General features: G+C 73.1%; 17 protein-coding genes. 10 read left to right on the forward strand and 7 right to left on the reverse strand.

Annotated features, from left to right (window positions below; translation table 11 throughout):
* Nucleotides 1-60 precede the first annotated feature (60 nt).
* From ABZU53_RS21505 to ABZU53_RS21520, 4 genes are all read right to left on the reverse strand, one after another.
* A complete protein-coding gene (locus tag ABZU53_RS21505; RefSeq protein ID WP_354861697.1) occupies nt 61-216 on the reverse strand; it encodes a hypothetical protein in 156 nt (51 codons plus the stop codon).
* Nucleotides 217-342: 126 nt separating this feature from the next.
* Nucleotides 343-684 (reverse strand): hypothetical protein, encoded by a 342-nt coding sequence (locus ABZU53_RS21510; RefSeq protein ID WP_355067140.1) that lies wholly within the window; start codon nt 682-684, stop codon nt 343-345.
* 58 nt (nt 685-742) lie between these two features.
* A complete protein-coding gene (locus ABZU53_RS21515; RefSeq protein WP_354861699.1) occupies nt 743-1,405 on the reverse strand; it encodes a response regulator transcription factor in 663 nt (220 codons plus the stop codon).
* On the reverse strand, nt 1,402-2,631 hold the full coding sequence (locus ABZU53_RS21520; RefSeq protein WP_355067141.1) for a histidine kinase: 1,230 nt from the start codon (nt 2,629-2,631) through the stop codon (nt 1,402-1,404). The genes ABZU53_RS21515 and ABZU53_RS21520 overlap by 4 nt, the downstream gene beginning before the upstream one ends.
* 155 nt (nt 2,632-2,786) lie before the next feature.
* Here ABZU53_RS21520 and fabG point away from each other — a divergent pair, with 155 nt between their 5' ends.
* From fabG to ABZU53_RS21540, 4 genes are all read left to right on the forward strand, one after another.
* The gene (gene fabG / locus ABZU53_RS21525) at nt 2,787-3,491 is read left to right on the forward strand and encodes a 3-oxoacyl-ACP reductase FabG (protein WP_354861702.1); all 705 of its coding nucleotides are present in this window, start codon (nt 2,787-2,789) and stop codon (nt 3,489-3,491) included.
* 34 nt (nt 3,492-3,525) lie between these two features.
* Nucleotides 3,526-4,293: an enoyl-ACP reductase FabI gene (gene fabI, locus ABZU53_RS21530; protein ID WP_355067142.1), complete on the forward strand. Its 768-nt coding sequence runs from the start codon at nt 3,526-3,528 to the stop codon at nt 4,291-4,293.
* A gap of 100 nt (nt 4,294-4,393) precedes the next feature.
* On the forward strand, nt 4,394-5,446 hold the full coding sequence (locus ABZU53_RS21535; RefSeq protein WP_355067143.1) for a ferrochelatase: 1,053 nt from the start codon (nt 4,394-4,396) through the stop codon (nt 5,444-5,446).
* Entirely contained in the window at nt 5,439-6,218 is a 780-nt protein-coding gene (locus ABZU53_RS21540; RefSeq protein WP_354861708.1) for an HAD-IIA family hydrolase, read from the forward strand. Before ABZU53_RS21535 ends, ABZU53_RS21540 begins: the two co-directional genes overlap by 8 nt.
* Before the next feature lie 124 nt (nt 6,219-6,342).
* On the opposite strand, the gene ABZU53_RS21545 is transcribed toward ABZU53_RS21540, so the two are convergent.
* Complete coding sequence (locus ABZU53_RS21545) at nt 6,343-7,137, reverse strand: hypothetical protein (RefSeq protein WP_039908695.1); 795 nt, start codon at nt 7,135-7,137, stop codon at nt 6,343-6,345.
* A gap of 258 nt (nt 7,138-7,395) precedes the next feature.
* On the opposite strand from ABZU53_RS21545, the gene ABZU53_RS21550 reads away from it, so the two are divergent.
* Nucleotides 7,396-8,208 carry a DUF3097 domain-containing protein gene (locus tag ABZU53_RS21550; RefSeq protein ID WP_355067144.1) on the forward strand — a complete coding sequence of 271 codons (813 nt, stop codon included), beginning with the start codon at nt 7,396-7,398 and terminating at the stop codon, nt 8,206-8,208.
* A gap of 43 nt (nt 8,209-8,251) precedes the next feature.
* On the opposite strand, the gene ABZU53_RS21555 is transcribed toward ABZU53_RS21550, so the two are convergent.
* Nucleotides 8,252-9,565 carry a serine hydrolase domain-containing protein gene (locus tag ABZU53_RS21555; protein ID WP_355067145.1) on the reverse strand — a complete coding sequence of 438 codons (1,314 nt, stop codon included), beginning with the start codon at nt 9,563-9,565 and terminating at the stop codon, nt 8,252-8,254.
* A 121-nt stretch (nt 9,566-9,686) separates the two neighbouring features.
* Here ABZU53_RS21555 and ABZU53_RS21560 point away from each other — a divergent pair, with 121 nt between their 5' ends.
* The 4 genes from ABZU53_RS21560 (at nt 9,687) to ABZU53_RS21575 (ending at nt 14,615) form a co-directional block, all read left to right on the forward strand.
* A complete protein-coding gene (locus ABZU53_RS21560) occupies nt 9,687-10,160 on the forward strand; it encodes an NfeD family protein (protein WP_354861713.1) in 474 nt (157 codons plus the stop codon).
* Between the two features lie 5 nt (nt 10,161-10,165).
* Entirely contained in the window at nt 10,166-11,272 is a 1,107-nt protein-coding gene (locus tag ABZU53_RS21565; protein ID WP_354861715.1) for an SPFH domain-containing protein, read from the forward strand.
* Between the two features lie 180 nt (nt 11,273-11,452).
* Entirely contained in the window at nt 11,453-12,220 is a 768-nt protein-coding gene (locus ABZU53_RS21570) for a hypothetical protein (RefSeq protein WP_354861717.1), read from the forward strand.
* A 193-nt stretch (nt 12,221-12,413) separates the two neighbouring features.
* Nucleotides 12,414-14,615 (forward strand): transglycosylase domain-containing protein, encoded by a 2,202-nt coding sequence (locus ABZU53_RS21575; RefSeq protein WP_355067146.1) that lies wholly within the window; start codon nt 12,414-12,416, stop codon nt 14,613-14,615.
* A 10-nt stretch (nt 14,616-14,625) separates the two neighbouring features.
* On the opposite strand, the gene ABZU53_RS21580 is transcribed toward ABZU53_RS21575, so the two are convergent.
* Nucleotides 14,626-16,473, reverse strand: coding sequence for a thiamine pyrophosphate-requiring protein (locus ABZU53_RS21580; RefSeq protein ID WP_355067147.1), 1,848 nt, complete (start codon nt 16,471-16,473; stop codon nt 14,626-14,628).
* A 119-nt stretch (nt 16,474-16,592) separates the two neighbouring features.
* On the opposite strand from ABZU53_RS21580, the gene ABZU53_RS21585 reads away from it, so the two are divergent.
* Nucleotides 16,593-17,405: an RNA methyltransferase gene (locus ABZU53_RS21585; RefSeq protein ID WP_355067148.1), complete on the forward strand. Its 813-nt coding sequence runs from the start codon at nt 16,593-16,595 to the stop codon at nt 17,403-17,405.
* Nucleotides 17,406-17,424 lie beyond the last annotated feature (19 nt).

The raw sequence follows: 17,424 nt of genomic DNA on the forward strand, positions 1-17,424 counted from the left end.
CGGACGGCCAGGGAAGAGACAGGCAGCGAACGGCCAGCAAAGAGAACGGGCCGGCGGTGGTCAGTGACCGCCGCCGGCCAGGACGAAGACGACGGCCACCCAGACGGCGGCGAGGGTGAAGCCCAGCGGGGCGACGTAGCGGCTCATGGACGGCTCCGAGTGGCGGCTGGACGGTCCGCGTGCGGGGGGCGGACCGCAGGGGGTGGGGACGCGCACACGAAGTCGTGACCGGGCGGCTCCCGGCGACCGTCCGGTGACCGGACGGCGCGGCACACGCGCCCCGGCGTCAGCCGAGGCGGTGGGGGAGCGGAGCGGGGTCAGCTCGCCAGACTGAGTCGTGGCTCAGCGGGGCTGACCATCGGCCCGGCCACGACTAGGAGGATCGCTATCTCGCACAGCGATCACCTCCTGCAAGTCGGCCGGCCCGGAACGTCGATGAGCGTACACCTGAGCCGGCGCCGGCACGCACTCGGCCGACCGGTCGGCAACCGCTCCACCGCCCGGCCGACGCCACCGGTCGGGGCGGTCCGCCGACCCGTGTCGACGGCCCGTACGCACGACGGTGACCAGCACCGCGGCGAGCAGGGGCAGCCAGCAGAACCGGGCCAGCACCCACGCCGGACCGTCCGGCGCGGTGTGCAGCCCGGGCAGGGCCAGGCCACCCCGGGCGGTGAGCGCCGTCACCGTGACACGGGTCGCGGGCGTCGCCCCGGGGAGCCGTTTCCCGGCTGGCCCTGTGGGACTACTCGCCGGCGGCGACCAGACCCGTCTCGTACGCCAGCACCACGGCCTGGGCCCGGTCGCGCAGCCCCAGCTTGGCCAGGATCCGCCCCACGTGCGTCTTGACGGTCTGCTCCGCCACCACCAGGTCACCGGCGATCTCCGCGTTGTTGCGCCCCCGGGCGATCAACCGCAGCACCTCGGTCTCGCGGGGCGTGAGCCCGGCCAGGTCGGTGGGGCGGGGTCGGCGGCGGTCCGGGCGGGCCGCGAACTCGGCGATCAGTCGGCGGGTCACCGCCGGGGCGAGCAGCGCGTCCCCGGCCGCCACCACCCGCACCGCCTGCACCAGGTCGGCCGCCGGCGCGTCCTTGAGCAGGAAGCCGCTGGCGCCGGCCCGCAGCGCCTCGTACACGTAGTCGTCCAGGTCGAACGTCGTGAGGATGAGCACCCGGGGGCGCTGCGCCGAGCGGTCGCCCAGCAGCTTGCGGGTGGCCTCCAGCCCGTCCATGACCGGCATCCGCACGTCCATCAGCACCACGTCCGGGTCGAGCCGGCGGGCGGCGGCGACGGCCTGCGCGCCGTCGGCGGCGTCACCCACCACGAGCAGGTCCGGCTGGGCGGCGAGCAACGCGCCGAAGCCCTGCCGGACCATCGCCTGGTCGTCGGCGATCAGCACCTTGATCATGCGTCTCCGCTCTCCGGCTCGTACGGCAGTTCGGCCGCCACCGCGTAACCGCCGTCGGGCAGCGGCCCGGCGGTGAACGTACCGCCCAGTGAGGTGGCCCGCTCCCGCATGCCGGTCAGCCCATGCCCCGGGCTGCCGTCGGCGGTCGGTCGGGCGTCGGTCGGGGAGTTCTCGACGCGTACTCCCAGACCGGATTGGCGGGCGCGGACGGTGACGCGCACCGCGGCGCCGGCCGCGTGCCGGGCCGCGTTCGCCAGCCCCTCCTGCACGATGCGGTACGCGGCCAGCCCGACCGGCGCGGGCACCCGCCCGTCGCCAAGCGGGTCGACGTCCAGGGTCACCGGCAGCCCGGCGCGACGGGCCGCGTCCACCATCGGGCCCAGGTCGGTCAGGTCGGGCTGCGGAGCGGTCTGCGGACCGGTGGCCTCGCTGCGCAGCACCCCCAGCAGCCGCCGCATGTCGGTCAGCGCGTCGCGGGCCGAGCCGGCGATGGCGGCGAATTCGGCGGCGGCCGGCGCCGGCACGTCGGTCAGCCGGTACGGCGCGGTCTCGGCCTGCACCGCGATCAGCGACATGTGGTGGGCCACCACGTCGTGCAGTTCGCGGGCGATCCGGGTGCGCTCCTCCAGCACCGCGCGGCGCTCCTGCTCCCGCTCGCTCAGCTCGGTCTGCGCGGCCAGCGCCCGCCGGGACAGCCGGTTGCGCCGGATCAGGTCACCGACGATCGCCAGCGCGCCGAGCAGCGCCAGGACGGCGGCCCGGTTCTCCGCGCGCACCAGGGTGAGCACCGGCACCGCGGTGATCGCCACCACCCAGGCCAGCACCGGCCGGTCGACCCGCGCGACGACGACCGCGACCACCGCGACCGAGCCGAGCGCCAGCGGCGGCGTCCACGGTCCGGGCAGGTCGGCCGGGGCGTTGAACGTGCACACCAGCAGGGCCAGCACCGTGAGCCGCCAGGCCAGCAGCGGACGCCGGGGCAGCGCCAGCAGCGGCGCCACGGTCAGCGCCGCGAACAGCACCGCGATCGGAACCGGCAGACCCCAGTTGCTCTCCACGGTGAGCGTGATCCAGAAGAGGCCGAGCGCGGCGAGCAGCCCGACCGGGGCGGCGGGTCGGGCGAGCCGGGGCCAGCGGGCCAGCAGCGGTCGACCGGGCGGGGCGTCCGGGCCCCACAGGGTCTGCCGCAACGCCCGCAGGGCCACGGCGATCGGTTGCCGGTTCACCACCCGGAGGGTACGGGCAGAGCCCATCACGGGGCGTGCCACCAGGGGTTGATCCCGGTGTCGTACCACGGTGTGACGCGGCTCCCGTTAGCGCTTACCTGCCGGTAACGCCTAGGCTCCGACGCGTCCGTGCTGACCATTCGCAAGGGGGAACCGTGGCCCGTACCGTGCTGGTGACCGGGGGTAACCGGGGGATCGGCCTGGCCATCGCGCAGGCCTTCGCCAAGCAGGGCGATCGGGTGGCGGTCACCCACCGCAGCGGCGATGCCCCCGACGGGCTGTTCGGCGTGCGCGCCGACGTCACCGACGCGGCCTCGATCGACGCCGCGTTCACCGCCGTCGAGGCCGAGCTGGGTCCGGTCGAGGTGGTGGTCGCCAACGCCGGCATGACCGACGACACCCTGCTGCTGCGGATGTCCGAGGAGCAGTTCACCGGTGTGCTGGACACCAACCTCACCGGCGCGTTCCGGGTCGCCAAGCGGGCCTCCGGCAAGATGCTGCGGGCCAAGTGGGGCCGGATGATCTTCATCTCCTCGGTGGTGGGTCTCTCCGGCGGCGCGGGTCAGGTCAACTACGCCGCCAGCAAGGCCGGCCTGGTCGGCGTGGCCCGCTCGATCACCCGGGAGCTGGGCAGCCGCAACATCACCGCGAACGTGGTGGCGCCCGGCTTCATCGACACCGACATGACCGCCAGCCTCAGCGACGACCGCAAGGCGGAGATCCGCAAGTCCATCCCGGCCGGCCGGATGGCCAGCCCGGACGAGGTGGCCGCCGTGGTCACCTGGCTGGCCTCGGACAGCGCCGGGTACGTCTCCGGCGCCGTGATCCCGGTCGACGGCGGCCTCGGCATGGGCCACTGACCAGCGCTTCGACAACGTACGGAGGAAACCCTGCATGTCCGGACTGCTCGCCGGTAAGCGGCTGCTCGTCACCGGTGTGATCACCGAGGCTTCGATCGCCTTCTCGGTGGCGAAACTCGCCCAGGAGAACGGCGCGCAGGTCGTGCTGACCGGCTTCGGACGGCTCTCCCTGGTCGAGCGGATCGCCAAGCGGCTGCCCGAGCCCGCGCCGGTGATCGAGGTCGACGTGACCAACACCGAGCACCTGGCCAGCCTCGCCGACCGGGTACGGGAGCACGTCGACGGTCTCGACGGCGTCGTGCACTCGATCGGCTTCGCCCCGCAGAGCTGCCTCGGCGGCGGCTTCCTCGACGCCCCCTGGGAGGACGTGGCGACCGCCCTGCACGTCTCCACCTTCTCGTACAAGTCGCTGGCCATGGCGGCGCTGCCGCTGATGTCGGCCGGCGGCGCGGTGGTCGGCCTGACCTTCGACGCGACGAAGGCGTGGCCGGTCTACGACTGGATGGGCGTGGCCAAGGCCGGCCTGGAGTCCGCGTCCCGCTACCTCGCCATGCACCTGGGCAAGCAGGGCATCCGCAGCAACCTGGTGGCCGCCGGGCCGCTGCGTACCATCGCCGCGAAGTCGATCCCCGGCTTCGACCAGTTCGAGGAGGCCTGGGCCGGGCGGGCTCCGCTGGGCTGGAGCCTCACCGACCAGGAGCCGGCCGCCCGGGCCTGCCTGGCGCTGCTCTCCGACTGGTTCCCGGCCACCACCGGCGAGATCGTCCACGTCGACGGCGGCTACCACGCCGTCGGTTCCTGACACTGCGCCGCGACGCTCCCTGGTCGCCGTCCGCGTGATCTACGCGTCCGGACCAGGGGGCGTCGCCGGGCCGTCGCGGCCGAGGGGCGAGAATGACCCCATGGCGTACGACGCGGTGGTGCTGGTGTCCTTCGGCGGGCCCGAACGGCCCGAGGACGTGATGCCGTTCCTGCAGAACGTGACCCGCGGCCGAGGCGTGCCGCCCGAGCGGCTGGCCGAGGTCGCCGAGCACTACCAGCACTTCGGCGGGGTGTCCCCGATCAACCAGCAGAACCGCGAGCTGCTGGCCGCCGTCCGCGCCGACTTCGCCGCGCACGGTCTCGACCTGCCCATCTACTGGGGCAACCGCAACTGGGACCCGATGCTCGCCGACACCGTGACGCAGATGCGCGACGACGGGGTGACCCGGGCGCTGGCCTTCGTCACCAGCGCGTACGGCGGCTACTCGTCCTGCCGGCAGTACCAGGAGGACATGGCCGCCGCCCGCGCCGCCGTCGGCCCGGACGCCCCGGTGATCGAGAAGATCCGCCAGTTCTGGGACCACCCCGGTTTCATCGAGCCGCACATCGACGCCGTCCGTGCCGCGCTGGGCCAGCTCGACCCGGCCAGGCGGGACACCACCCGGCTGGTGTTCACCGCCCACTCCATCCCCACCTCGATGGCGGCCAACGCCGGCCCGCACGGCGGCCGGTACGAGGCGCAACTGCGGGAGGCCGCCGCGCTGGTGGCCGCTGCCGCCGCCCCCGACCTGGCGTACGACCTGGTCTGGCAGAGCCGTTCGGGCCCCCCGCACGTGCCGTGGCTGGACCCGGACATCAACGACCACCTGGGCACCCTCGCCGAGGGTGGCACCACCAGCGTGGTGGTCAGCCCGATCGGGTTCGTCTCCGACCACCTGGAAGTCGTGTGGGACCTCGACACCGAGGCGCTGGAGACGGCCAAGCAACTCGGCCTGGACTTCGTCCGGGCCGGCACCCCGGGCACCGACCCGCGCTTCGTGACCATGGTCCGGGAGCTGGTCACCGAGCGGACCGACCCGGACGGCGCGCAGCTGCGTCGTCGCCTCGGCGACCTGCCGATGTGGGACACCTGCCCGACCGTGTGCTGCGTACCGACCCGCCGTCCGACGCCCGCTGGGAGCACCGATGCATGACCGCAAGCCCGTGCAGAGCTGGCTCACCGACATGGACGGCGTGCTGGTGCACGAGGGCCAGCCGGTGCCGGGCGCACCGGAGTTCGTCAACCGGCTGCGCGCCTCCGGCAAGCCGTTCCTGGTGCTGACCAACAACTCGATCTACACCCCGCGGGACCTCACGGCCCGGTTGAGCCGGATGGGTCTGGACGTGCCGGAGGAGTCGATCTGGTCTTCGGCCCTGGCCACCGGCCAGTTCCTCGCCGACCAGCGGCCGGGTGGCACCGCGTACGTCATCGGGGAGGCCGGCCTGACCACCGCGCTGCACGCGGTCGGCTACGTGCTCACCGACTTCGCCCCGGACTACGTGGTGCTCGGCGAGACCCGCACCTACAGCTTCGAGGCGATCACCAAGGCGGTGCGGCTGATCAACGACGGGGCCCGGTTCATCTGCACCAACCCCGACGTGACCGGCCCGTCGGTGGAGGGCGCGCTGCCCGCCGCCGGCTCGGTCGCCGCCATGATCTCCAAGGCGACCGGGGTGGAGCCGTACTTCGTCGGCAAGCCCAATCCGATGATGATGCGCTCCGCGCTGAACACCATCAACGCGCACTCGGAGACCACCGCGATGATCGGCGACCGGATGGACACCGACATCCTCTGTGGTCTGGAGGCCGGGCTGGAGACCATCCTGGTGCTCACCGGCATCAGCAGCCGTACCGAGGCGGAGCGCTACCCGTACCGACCGTCCCGGATCATCAACTCGGTGGCCGACCTGCTCGACGAGGTCTGACCGCGCGGCGCGCTGATGATCGCGCTCGAACATGGATGTGGTGGTCACGCGCGCGCCGGAGGCCATGACATCCTGGATCGAGCGCGATCATGCCCGGCGCGGGCGTGATCGCGGGCGGCGTGGGTCAGGGGCGTAGCGGGGCGTTGCAGGCGGCGACCAGCGCCTGCCGGCAGGCCGTGGTGAGCGGGCGCAGCGCGGCGTCGCGCTGCTGGGCCTCGTAGTTGTTGATCGCGCCACCGGGGGCGGCGTGCCCGGCCAGCGCGAGCACCCGGTCGAGCACCGCGGCCCGGGCGAAGAGCCGGCGGGCCCGCGGGTCGAAGCCGGGTGGCAGGTCGGTGGCGCCGTCCGGGCGGCGCAGCGCGGCCAGCGCTCCGGCCAACTCGGGCCGCCACTGGGCCACGTCGAGCCGGGTCAGCGCGGCGGTGGTCTCGGCCAGCGCGGCGGCCAGCTCGGCCTCCGCCTCGGCGGCGCCGGGCAGCGACAGCGAGGCGGCCGGGGCGTTGGCCGGCAGCGGGTACACCCGCCACAGCACCGTCTCGAAACAGTCCCCCGAGCCGGACGTGTGGCTGCGCACCTGCGGGATCAGACCCAGCCCACCGGCCACCACCGCCTCGCCCGCCACCAGGGCTGCCCCGGCGAAGTCCCCGGGACCGGGCAGACCCCGTGGGTCGCCCGGCGCGGGCAGCACCAGACGGATCTCGTCGGGGGAGAGCTTGGCCAGGGTGGGCAGCGCGGCGCCGAGCGGGACGTCGGTCCAGGTGCCGGGGGCGTCCGCAACGAGGTGCTCCTCGTCACCGGCGATGGCGTCGGCGACCTCGTCGTACGGCACCAGCCCGGCGCGCCACGCGCGCACCCAGGCAACGAACCGGCTCGACCGGCGCGGCGCAAGCGTGGCCGCGCCCGTTGCGGGGGTGGACATGCCGAAAGGGTACGTGGTCATCGGTGGCCGTGTCTCGACTGCCGCTCCGGCCGCCCTGCCTGCCCCGAACTGCCCCCTTCGCCCGATCCGCGCCCGCAGCGCGGCCCGCTGATCCGCGGTTGACCGTCAGCCGCCGGGGCGCGGCGCTGCGACCCCGTCCCGCGTACCTCCCTGAGCGCTGGCGCAGCCGCAGACCTCGATGGGGTGGCGCGGTGTGTCGGGGGGCGGGGTGCTGGTGGGGGCGTTAGCGTGATCGACATGGCGGGGCGATACGGCGAGGACGTGCTGGCGGGGGACTGGCGGCGGCGAAAGGTCACCCCCGAGGTGGACGCCGAACCGGATCTCGTGGTGGAGGACGCCGACTCCGGGTTCTGCGGTGCGGTGGTGGGCTTCGAGGCCGGCGCGGTCGTGCTGGAGGACCGGCACGGCCGGCGGCGCAACTTCCCGCTGCTGCCCGCGGCGTTCCTGCTCGACGGCCGCCCGGTGACGTTGCGCCGCCCGAGCCGCGCGCCGGTGCCGGCGGCCCGCCGACGTACCGCGTCCGGTTCGGTGGCGGTGGACAATGTTCGCGCCCAGGTGGCCAAGGCCAGTCGGATCTGGGTGGAGGGCATCCACGACGCCGCCCTCGTCGAGCGGATCTGGGGCGACGACCTGCGGACCGAGGGCGTGGTGGTCGAGCCGTTGGACGGCATCGACGACCTGGACGCCGACGTACGCGACTTCGGCCCCGGCCCGACCCGACGACTCGGCGTGCTCGTCGACCACCTGGTGCCGGGCAGCAAGGAGAGCCGCATCGTGGCCCGGGTCAACTCGTCGTACGTGCTGGTGACCGGCCACCCGTACGTGGACGTCTGGCAGGCGGTCAAACCGGCGGCGCTGGGTATCGCGGCGTGGCCGGTCGTGCCGCCGGGGCAGCCGTGGAAGGAGGGGGTCTGCGCGGCCCTCGGGGTGGCCGAGCCGGCCGACATGTGGCGGTACATCCTGTCCCGGGTGAACAGCTTCGCCGACGTGGAGACCCCCCTGATCAACGCCATGGAACGCCTCATCGACTTCGTCACCGAACCAGCCTGACCCACCGCTCCGGCGGCGTGCCGGGGTGACGGGCGGGCGGTTCTCAGGGCTCCTGGTCGGGGCTGCGGGTGTAGACGAAGGTGGCGATGTCCAGCGCGACCGCGCGGCCCTGTCCGTCGCGGCGCACCGTGAGGATTTCGCCGTCCTGCCCACCGGCCCGACCCCGCCAGCGGTCCGGGCCCTCGGGAACGAACCGGAGGTTCGGTGCGCCGACCGGGCCGGCGTGCAGGTCGCCGGCGGCGTCCGCGTACACCTCGATGGTGGTGCCCATCCACCACCAGCGGCCGGTCAGCTCAGCGAGTTCGGCCGGCGGCGGGGCGGCGGCCGGAAGCCACGGGGTGACCGGGGCGGGTTCGGCGTCCAGCACCAGCGTGAGCAGTTGCCGGCCCAGCCCGCCGATGTGGCCGGTACGGAAACCGTAGGAGTTGGCGAAGCCGACGACAGCGGTGCGGCTGGGCCGGTGCACGGCCAGCGAGGCGACGTAGCCGGGCATGGAGCCGCCGTGTCCGACGTACACCCGGTCGCCTTCCCGGTGGAGCTCCACCCCGAGGCCGTGGCCGTGTCTCCAGGACTCCTGGTCGCTGATCACCACGGGCGAGCACATCTCGGTAAGCGTCTCGGCGGCCAGCACCGACGGGTCGGGGTCGGCCAGGAACGCCGCCCAGCGGCCCAGGTCCTCGATCGTCGACCAGAGCTGCCCGGCCGGGGCCATCGCCCCGGTGTCGGTACGCGGCTCCTCGCGCAGGGTGTCGTGCCAGGGGTGCACGACGTAGCCACGGGCGAACGGCTCGCTGGCCGCGTACGTGGTGCGGCGCAGGCCCAGCGGGGTGAGGATCCGCTCGTTGAGCAGGTCGGCCCAGGGCGTCCCGGTGAGTCGTTCGAGGATGCCGCCGAGCAACCCGTACGCCAGGTTGGAGTAGTGGTAGGTGAGGTGCGGCGGGTAGGCGATCTTGTCGGGGGTGACCCCGGCGAGCAGGGTGGTGAGGTCCACGCCGGCGGCCCGTTCCCACCAGTCGCCCTCGGGTTCGCGCTGGATGCCGCTGGCGTGCGCGAGCAGCTGGCGCAGGGTGAGCGCGCCAACGCTGGTGCCGGGCAGGTGGCGCTCCACCGGGTCGTCGACGGCGAGCCGGCCCGCGTCGCGCAACTGCATGATCAGGGTCGCGGTCATGGTCTTGCTGATCGAGCCCAACCGGTACTGGAGGTCGGCGTCCGGGCGGGGGTGCGCGCCGGCGGTGGCCAGGTGCGCCAGCGTGCCGTCGCACACCACGCCCAGCACCAGCGACGGGGTGTGGCCGTCGGCCTGGGCCTGCGCGACCCGGGCGTCGATCTGCCGGGCGGTCTCGGGCAGCAGCGTCAAGGGGATCTCCTGGGGTCGGGCCGCTGGTCGGTGGCGTTTCGGCGGGCCGGAAAGGGGCCTGGTCGAGCCTACTGATCTTCGGGGGGAGGTCGCGCGTGCGTTTGCGTGTCAGGATCGTGGTGTGGACGCCGTGGTGTGGATCGTTTTGGGTGTGGTGCTGGCGGTCGCCGAGATCTTCACGACGACCCTCTTTCTCATCATGTTCGGGCTCGGCGCCTTCGCCGCCGCCGGTGCCGCCGCTCTGGGTGCGCCGGTGGCCGTGCAGGCCCTGGTCTTCGCGGTGGTGTCCGCGTTGAGCCTGGTGGTGGCGCGACCGGTGATCAAGCGGCACCGCCGTTCGGCGCTGGAGAGCGGCGAACAGCCGTTCGGCGTGGAGGCGATCGAGGGCTCCACGGCGCTGGTGCTGGAGCGGGTGGACGCCGACAGTGGCCTCGTCAAGATCGACGGGGAGCTGTGGAGTGCCCGGCCGTACGACACGACGCAGACTTTCGAGCCCGGCGAGCGGGTTCGGGTGATTAAGGTCCGGGGCGCGACCGCCCTGGTCTGGCAGGACGATGTTTCTTCCGCCGGCGACTTGCCGGAAGCGAGAGGGTGAACGGGATGACAACAGTCGGGGTGCTGGTGATCGCGGTGGCGTTGATCGCCGTGATAACACTGGCCAAGGCGGTGCGGATCGTGCCGCAGCAGCGCCAGGACGTGGTGGAACGACTCGGCAAGTACAAGCGCACCCTCAATCCCGGCCTCAACCTGCTGGTGCCGTTCATCGATGCGGTTCGCACCAAGGTCGACATGCGGGAGCAGGTGGTCAGCTTCCCGCCGCAGCCGGTGATCACCTCGGACAACCTGGTGGTCTCGATCGACACGGTTCTGTACTTCAAGGTGGTCGACTCGGTCCGGGCGACCTACGAGATCTCCAGCTTCCTCCAGGCCATCGAGCAGTTGACAGTCACCACGTTGCGTAACGTGATCGGTTCCCTGGACCTGGAGCGGGCACTGACCAGCCGGGACGAGATCAACCGGCACCTCTCGGGCGTGCTCGACGAGACCACCGGCCGGTGGGGCATCAAGGTGACCCGGGTCGAGATCAAGGCGATCGAGCCGCCGGCCAGCATCCGCGACTCGATGGAGAAGCAGATGCGCGCCGAGCGGGACCGCCGTGCGGCGATCCTGACCGCCGAGGGCCACAAGCAGTCGGTGATCCTCACCGCCGAGGGTGACAAGCAGTCGGCGGTGTTGCGGGCCGACGGTGACCGGCAGGCCCGGATCCTGCAGGCCGAAGGTCAGGCGAAGGCGATCCGGACGGTCTTCGACGCGATCCACCAGGCGAACCCGAGCCAGAAGGTGCTCGCCTACCAGTACCTGCAGGCTCTGCCGCAGATCGCCCAGGGCAGCGCCAACAAGGTCTGGATCATCCCGGCCGAGCTGACCAAGGCCCTGGAGGGGATGGGTGGCGCGCTCGGTGGGCTGAGCCAGATGGTCGGGGACCTTCCCGCGCCGGAGGCCGCCGACCACGCGAGCCAGGTGGAGCGCGAGGCCGCGGAGGCGGCGCAGGCCGCGGCGGACGCCGCTCAGCAGATCCACGACGAGGTACGCGTCGCCGAGGCGCAGGCCACCGGCGGCAACAAGCCGCAGGGGCTGCCCGCGCCGGAGCCGGTCACCCCGGCCAGCCTGACCGAGGACCCGGCCGACCAGCGCGAGCGCGGCTGATCCGGCACGTCGGCCGGACAGGGCGAGCCTCGAACGGAGGCTCCGGCCCACGGCCTTAATGCGAAAAATGCTCATGGGGCGCTCCGATGCCTGCCACGATCGGTCCTAGGACGGGTGGTGACCAGGCAATCGGGGCGCCCCGGCGCGTCTCGCACCGCTCGCGGACGAGCGAGGTGACGCATGAAGGATCCGGCGAATCGGATGTGGTCCTCGGCCCCGGTGCCCGGCGCGCACGACCCGGTCGCCCCACTGGGCTCCCGGAGCACCGGTGGAGGATTCGGCGTACTGCCCTTCGTGGGCGAGCCGACCCCGGGCGCCCCGGCCACGAATGCCAGCTGGGCCTGGTCGGTACGCCGGTTCGCGCGGGCCGCGGTGTGGCTGCTGCCCGCGTACGCCATTCTTTACGGCGCGGTGGCGATGGCCAGCGACGGCGGGGTGGGCAACGACCCCTATCCGGCCGACGGCCGGGCCGTGTATCTGATCGGCTGGGTGGCCGCGGTCTGGCTCGGCCTGCTCGCGCTCCTGGCCCTCACGGGCCTGCTGGCCGCCACGCGCAGCCGCCGGGTGGCCGCCGCCGGCCTGCTGATCAGCATCGCCGGCACCGTGCTGATGCTGCCCTTCGCCGGGCTCGAAGAGCAGACGCCGGTCTTCGGTACCACCGCGCGCTCGCTGGTCCTGCTCGGCGCGACGTTCTACAGCGTGGGCTGGTTCCTCACCGGGTGGGCGGTGGCCCGCTCGGGCACCTTCAGCCTCGGCGACGGAATCATGCTGATCATCGCCGCACCGCTGCTGGGCCTGGGAGGTGCCCTGATCGGCTCGCTACAGACGTTCGGCGCGATCTTCGTGCTGATCGCCGGCATCGGCATCGGCTACCGCTCCGGCCGCCTGATGCCCCGCGAAACCGCCCGAGACGCCGCCAACGCCAGCCTGAGCACCCCAAACCCCTGAAGCGCCCGCGCGGGCGTCCTCCCGCTGCCGTTGATCATGAAGTTATTGCCCTCGGCCTCGGCGTGTCGTGGCAATAACTTCATGATCAACGCGGGCCGGGGGCTGGGTGGGGGCTGGGCGGGGGCCGTGAAGTTGGTGACAGTTGGGAGGCGGGGGTGGTCGGTTGGCGGTTTTTGTGGCAATCCTGGGGAGCATGGCCGCCTCTCGCTCGCCGCTGTCGCGGCTGTTCACCGTGCTGCTCGCCGGCGTGCTGGCCGGGCTCGCCCTGGCCGTCGCCGCGCTCCCGGGCAACCTGCTGGTCGGGTTCGCCGCGCGCGCCGCGATCGGGTCGTACGCCGCGTTGCCGGCCTCGCTGAAGACCCCGGCCACCCCGCAGCGCTCGTACCTCTACGCCAACGACGGCAAGACGCTGCTCACCACGTTCTACGACGTGAACCGCACCGACGTCGCGCTGGCGGACGTCGCCCCGGGGATGCGGCAGGCGATCGTGGCGGCCGAGGACCGGCGGTTCTACGACCACGGCGGCGCGGACCTGCGGGGCCTGGCCCGAGCGCTGGTCGCCAACGTCAAGGGCGGCGGCACCGAGCAGGGCGGCTCCACGCTGACCATGCAGTACGTCCGCAACGTGCTCAAGACCGACCCCACCCGCACGCCGCAGGAGCGCGCCGCCGCCACCGACCCGACCGTCGGCCGCAAGCTCCAGGAGATCCGGTACGCGGGCGCGCTGGAGAAGAGCCTCGGCAAGGACGAGATCCTCAACCGGTACCTGAACATCGCCTACTTCGGCTCCGGGGCGTACGGGATCGCGGCGGCCAGCCAGCGCTACTTCGGCAAGCCGCCGGCGAACCTGACCCTCGCCGAGTCGGCGTTGCTCGCCGGCCTGGTGCAGTCCCCGGACGCGTACAGCCCGATCAGCGGCGACAAGGACGAGGCGCTGGCCCGCCGGTCGTACGTGCTGGACTCGATGGCCGCCACCGGCGCGATCACCGCCGCGCAGGCCGCGCAGGCCAAGGCGGAGCCGCTGACCCTGCACCCGACCGCGCAGCCCAACGGCTGCACCGCCGTCGCCCAGGGCCACGACGACTGGGGCTACTTCTGTGACTACCTGCGCCAGTGGTGGCTGACCCAGCCGGCTTTCGGCGCCACCACCGCCGAGCGCGAGCAGGCCCTGCGCTCGGGCGGCTACACCGTCGTCACCTCGCTCGATCCGCAGGTCCAGGCCACCGCGCAGCAGCAGGCCACCAAGGTGTACGGGTACGACAACAAGCGCGCCCTGCCGATCGCGGCCGTGCAGCCGGGCACCGGGCGGGTGCTGGCGATGGCGGTCAACCGGCACTACAGCCTCGCCGACAACCCGGCCGGGCAGGCGAACTACCCGAACACCGTCAACCCGTTGATCTCCGGTGGGGCCAGTGTCGACGGCTACCAGGCGGGTTCGACGTTCAAGCTGTTCACCATGCTCGCCGCGCTGGAGTCGGGCCGTACCCTCTCCACCGGGTTCGACGCGCCCGCCAAGCTGCCCACCCGGTACGCCGCCGAGGGGCCGGGCAGTTGCGACGGCCGCTGGTGCCCGGCGAACGCCAACCCGGACTGGATGGACGGGTACCGGATGATGTGGGACGGCTTCGGCCGTTCGGTGAACACCTACTTCGTCTGGCTGGCCGAGCAGGTCGGCCAGGACAAGGTGGTGGAGATGGCGCAGCGGCTGGGCATCACCTTCCGCGCCGATACGGACGCCGCCTTCGCCAAGGACAACGCCGCGAACTGGGGGTCGTTCACCCTGGGCGTCGCCGCCACCACCCCGCTGGACCTGGCCAACGCGTACGCCACGGTGGCCGCCGAGGGCACCTACTGCACGCCGGTGCCGGTGGTCTCGGTGACCGACGCGAAGGGCGCGACGGTGCCGGTCGGCCAGCCGTCCTGCAAGCGGGTCCTCGACGCCGACGTGGCGCGCGCCGCGACCGACGCGGCCCGCTGCCCGGTGGGCCAGCAGTCGCCGTACGGGCAGTGCAACGGCGGCACCGCCACCGGCGTGAACGACATCCTCGGCGGTCGGCCGGTGGCCGGCAAGACGGGTAGCTCGGAGGAGAACGCCACCGAGACGTTCGTCGGTTTCACCCCGCAGGTGGCCGTCGCCGGCATCGCCGCCAACCCGGACGACCCCGCCGACTCGGTGGGTTCGGCGGTGCAGAGCAAGGTGATCGACGCGGTCGCCCGGGTCATCGCCACGGCGGTGAAGGGTCAGCCGGAGATGGCGTTCGTCGCGCCGAGCCGCGAGCTGGCCGGCGAGCCCCGCCGCCCGGTGGAGCGCCCCGCCGTCCCCGAGCGCCAGCAGCCCACCCAGGGCCAGGACCCGCGCTCGGCCCTGCAACGCTGGCTCGACCGCCGCGGCTGACCCGGCGGGGTCAGCGCTCGCGGCGGCGGGGGCGGTAGCTGGCGATCGTCGCGGGGAGGCCGCGGCGGATGATGCCGGCCCAGTCGGTGTCGCCCCGTAGCACCGCCGCTGCGGTCTTGCGGGCCTGCTCGGCGGTGAAGTGCGGCGGCAGCATCAGCTCGGCCGGGTCGACCAGCGCGTTGATGACGACCGGCCGGTCGGCGGTCAGCGCGCGCTCCCAGACGCCGGGCACCTGCTCCGGCGCGTCGATGAGCTCTCCGTGCAGCCCGAGCACCTGGGCCCACTGGTGATAGCCGATGTCCGGCAGCTGCTGGCTGTCCGGGAACATCGGCGTCCCCTCGCTGGAGCGCTGTTCCCAGCTGACGAACGCCAGGTCCCGGTTGTTGAGCACCAGCACCACGAACCGCGGGTCGGCCCAGCCGCGCCAGTACTTCGCCACGGTGATCAGCTCGTTGACGCCGTTCATCTGCATCGCCCCGTCGCCGATCAGCGCGACCAGTGGCCGGTCCGGGTGGGCGAACTTGGCGCTCAGGGCGTACGGCATGGCGCCACCCATGGACAGCAGCGTGCCGGAGAGGCTGGCCAGCATCCCGGGCCGGACCTGCACGTGCCGGGCGTACCAGGCGGTCGCGGTGCCGCAGTCCACGGCGAGCATCACGTCGTCGGGGAGCCGGTCGCTGAGCGTGGTGAACAGCAGTTGCGGGTTGACCGGGTCGGCGGTCTGCGCGGCCAGGTCGCGCTGGACGCGCCGCCAGGCCGAGGTGGTCTCGGCGATCTCGGCCCGCCAGGCGGTCGGCCCGGGGCCGGGGCCCAGCTCGTCCAGTAGCGCCCGCAGGGTGGGACGGGCGTCGCCGGTCAGGTTCACCTCGGTCGGGTAGCGCAGCCCGAGCTGGGTGCCGTCCAGGTCGATCTGCACCGCGCGGGCCTGACCGGCTGGCGGGTAGAACTCCGAGTACGGCATGTTGCTGCCCACGATCAGCAGCCGGTCGCAGCCGGTCATGAGCTGCCAGCTGGGCCGGGTGCCGAGCAGCCCGATCGCGCCGGTCACCCACGGCTCGCGATGGTCGACGACGGTGAAGCCGAGCAGCGCGGTTGCCACCCCGGCGCCGAGCCGGTGGGCGATCTCGCGGACCTCGTCCTGCGCGCCGAGCGCGCCCTGCCCGACCAGCATGGCCACCCGCTCGCCGCCGCGCAGCACCTCGGCGGCGCGGCGCAGGTCGGCCTGCGGCGGAATGGTCGGCGTGCTGCTCGGCACGTTGCTGGTGTGGTAGTAGCCGTGCGCGTGCGGCGGGTCCGGGATGGCCGGCTCGTCCTGCAGGTCCGACGGGAGCACCAGGGCGGTGACGGTACGCCGGGACAGCGCCGTGCGGCACGCCCGGTCGACGAGGTGACGCACCTGCGCCGGGTGGTCGAGCTGGGCCAGGAACGCCGCCGCGACGTCCTTGTAGAGGGCGAGGAGGTCGACCTCCTGGTAGTAGCCGCCGCCCTCGGCGGTGACCGCGGTGTGCCCGACGAGGGCGACCACCGGCTGGTGGTCGAGCTTGGCGTCGTACAGGCCGTTGAGCAGGTGGATGGCGCCGGGCCCGCTGGTCACCAGCGCGCAGCCCAGCGGCCCGCCGCCGTACTTGACGTGCGCGGAGGCGGCGAAGCCGGCGGTCTCCTCGTGCCGGACCTGGACGAACTGGGCGCGCTCGTTGGTGCGTTGCAGGGCGGAGGTGATGCCGTTGATGCCGTCGCCGGGATAGCCGAAGTAGCGCCGCACGCCCCAGCTGAACAGGCGGGAGACGATGTGGTCCGCGACGGTCGGGCGCCGGGGCAGCGCGCCCGCTTCGCCCGGTGCCGTGTGGTCTGCGCTCACCTGGCTGGTCCTTCCCGTCGGGTCCGGTATTCCACCGGTCGTTCCCCGTCTCGACCGGACAAAACACCCCGCAGGACGGGCAGCCGGGGCGAGGGTCGGCCGTCCGGCAGAATCGGCGGGTGCCCGTCCACGAGATCACCGACCCCGACGACGACCGGATCGCCGACTACCGCGCGCTCACCGACGTCGAGCTGCGCACCCGCTGGGAGCCTCCGCACGGCCTGTTCATCGCCGAGGGCGAGCTGGTGCTGCGCCGGGCGCTGCGCGCCGGCTACCCGGCCCGGTCGTACCTGGTCGACGCCAAGCGCGTCGACCAGCTCGTCGACCTGGACACCGGCGACGCGCCCGTCTACGCCGCCACCCAGGACGTGCTGCAACGGGCCACCGGTTTCCACGTACACCGGGGGGTGCTCGCGTCGTTCCACCGCCGCTCGCTGCCGACGGCGGCCGAGGTGCTCGCCGCCGCGCGCCGGGTGGTGATCCTGGAGGACGTCAACAACCACACGAACCTCGGCGCGATCTTCCGGGGCGCCGCCGCGCTGGGTATCGACGCGGTGCTGCTGTCGCCGTCCTGCGCCGATCCGCTCTACCGGCGCAGTGTGCGGGTCAGCATGGGCGAGGTCTTCGCGATGCCGTACGCCAAGCTCGAACGCTGGCCCACCGGCCTCGACGAGGTACGCGAGGCGGGCTTCACGGTGCTCGCCATGACGCCGGCGCCGGACGCCGTACCCATTCAGCGGTTGACCCCGGCGCAGCGCGCGCGGGCGGCGTTGCTGCTCGGCGCCGAGGGTCCCGGTCTCACCGCGGCGGCGCAGGCGGCCAGCGACGTGCGGGTGGTCGTCCCGATGCGGCGCGGCGTGGACTCGTTGAACGTCGCCGCCGCGGCGGCGGTGGCGTTCTGGGAACTGGGTCGCGACGATCCGCTTGCATGACCATGCGTCTTGCTGAATA

It is taken from the genome of Micromonospora sp. NPDC005194, assembly GCF_040608335.1.
Classification (GTDB): Bacteria; Actinomycetota; Actinomycetes; order Mycobacteriales; family Micromonosporaceae; genus Micromonospora.

Coding starts and splice junctions, on each gene's coding strand:
- ABZU53_RS21515 (WP_354861699.1), bottom strand. CDS start 1,405: ATGATCAAGGTGCTGATCGCCGACGACCAGGCGATGGTCCGGCAGGGC.
- fabI (WP_355067142.1), top strand. CDS start 3,526: ATGTCCGGACTGCTCGCCGGTAAGCGGCTGCTCGTCACCGGTGTGATC.
- ABZU53_RS21535 (WP_355067143.1), top strand. CDS start 4,394: ATGGCGTACGACGCGGTGGTGCTGGTGTCCTTCGGCGGGCCCGAACGG.
- ABZU53_RS21540 (WP_354861708.1), top strand. CDS start 5,439: ATGCATGACCGCAAGCCCGTGCAGAGCTGGCTCACCGACATGGACGGC.
- ABZU53_RS21545 (WP_039908695.1), bottom strand. CDS start 7,137: ATGTCCACCCCCGCAACGGGCGCGGCCACGCTTGCGCCGCGCCGGTCG.
- ABZU53_RS21550 (WP_355067144.1), top strand. CDS start 7,396: ATGGCGGGGCGATACGGCGAGGACGTGCTGGCGGGGGACTGGCGGCGG.
- ABZU53_RS21565 (WP_354861715.1), top strand. CDS start 10,166: ATGACAACAGTCGGGGTGCTGGTGATCGCGGTGGCGTTGATCGCCGTG.
- ABZU53_RS21570 (WP_354861717.1), top strand. CDS start 11,453: ATGAAGGATCCGGCGAATCGGATGTGGTCCTCGGCCCCGGTGCCCGGC.
- ABZU53_RS21575 (WP_355067146.1), top strand. CDS start 12,414: ATGGCCGCCTCTCGCTCGCCGCTGTCGCGGCTGTTCACCGTGCTGCTC.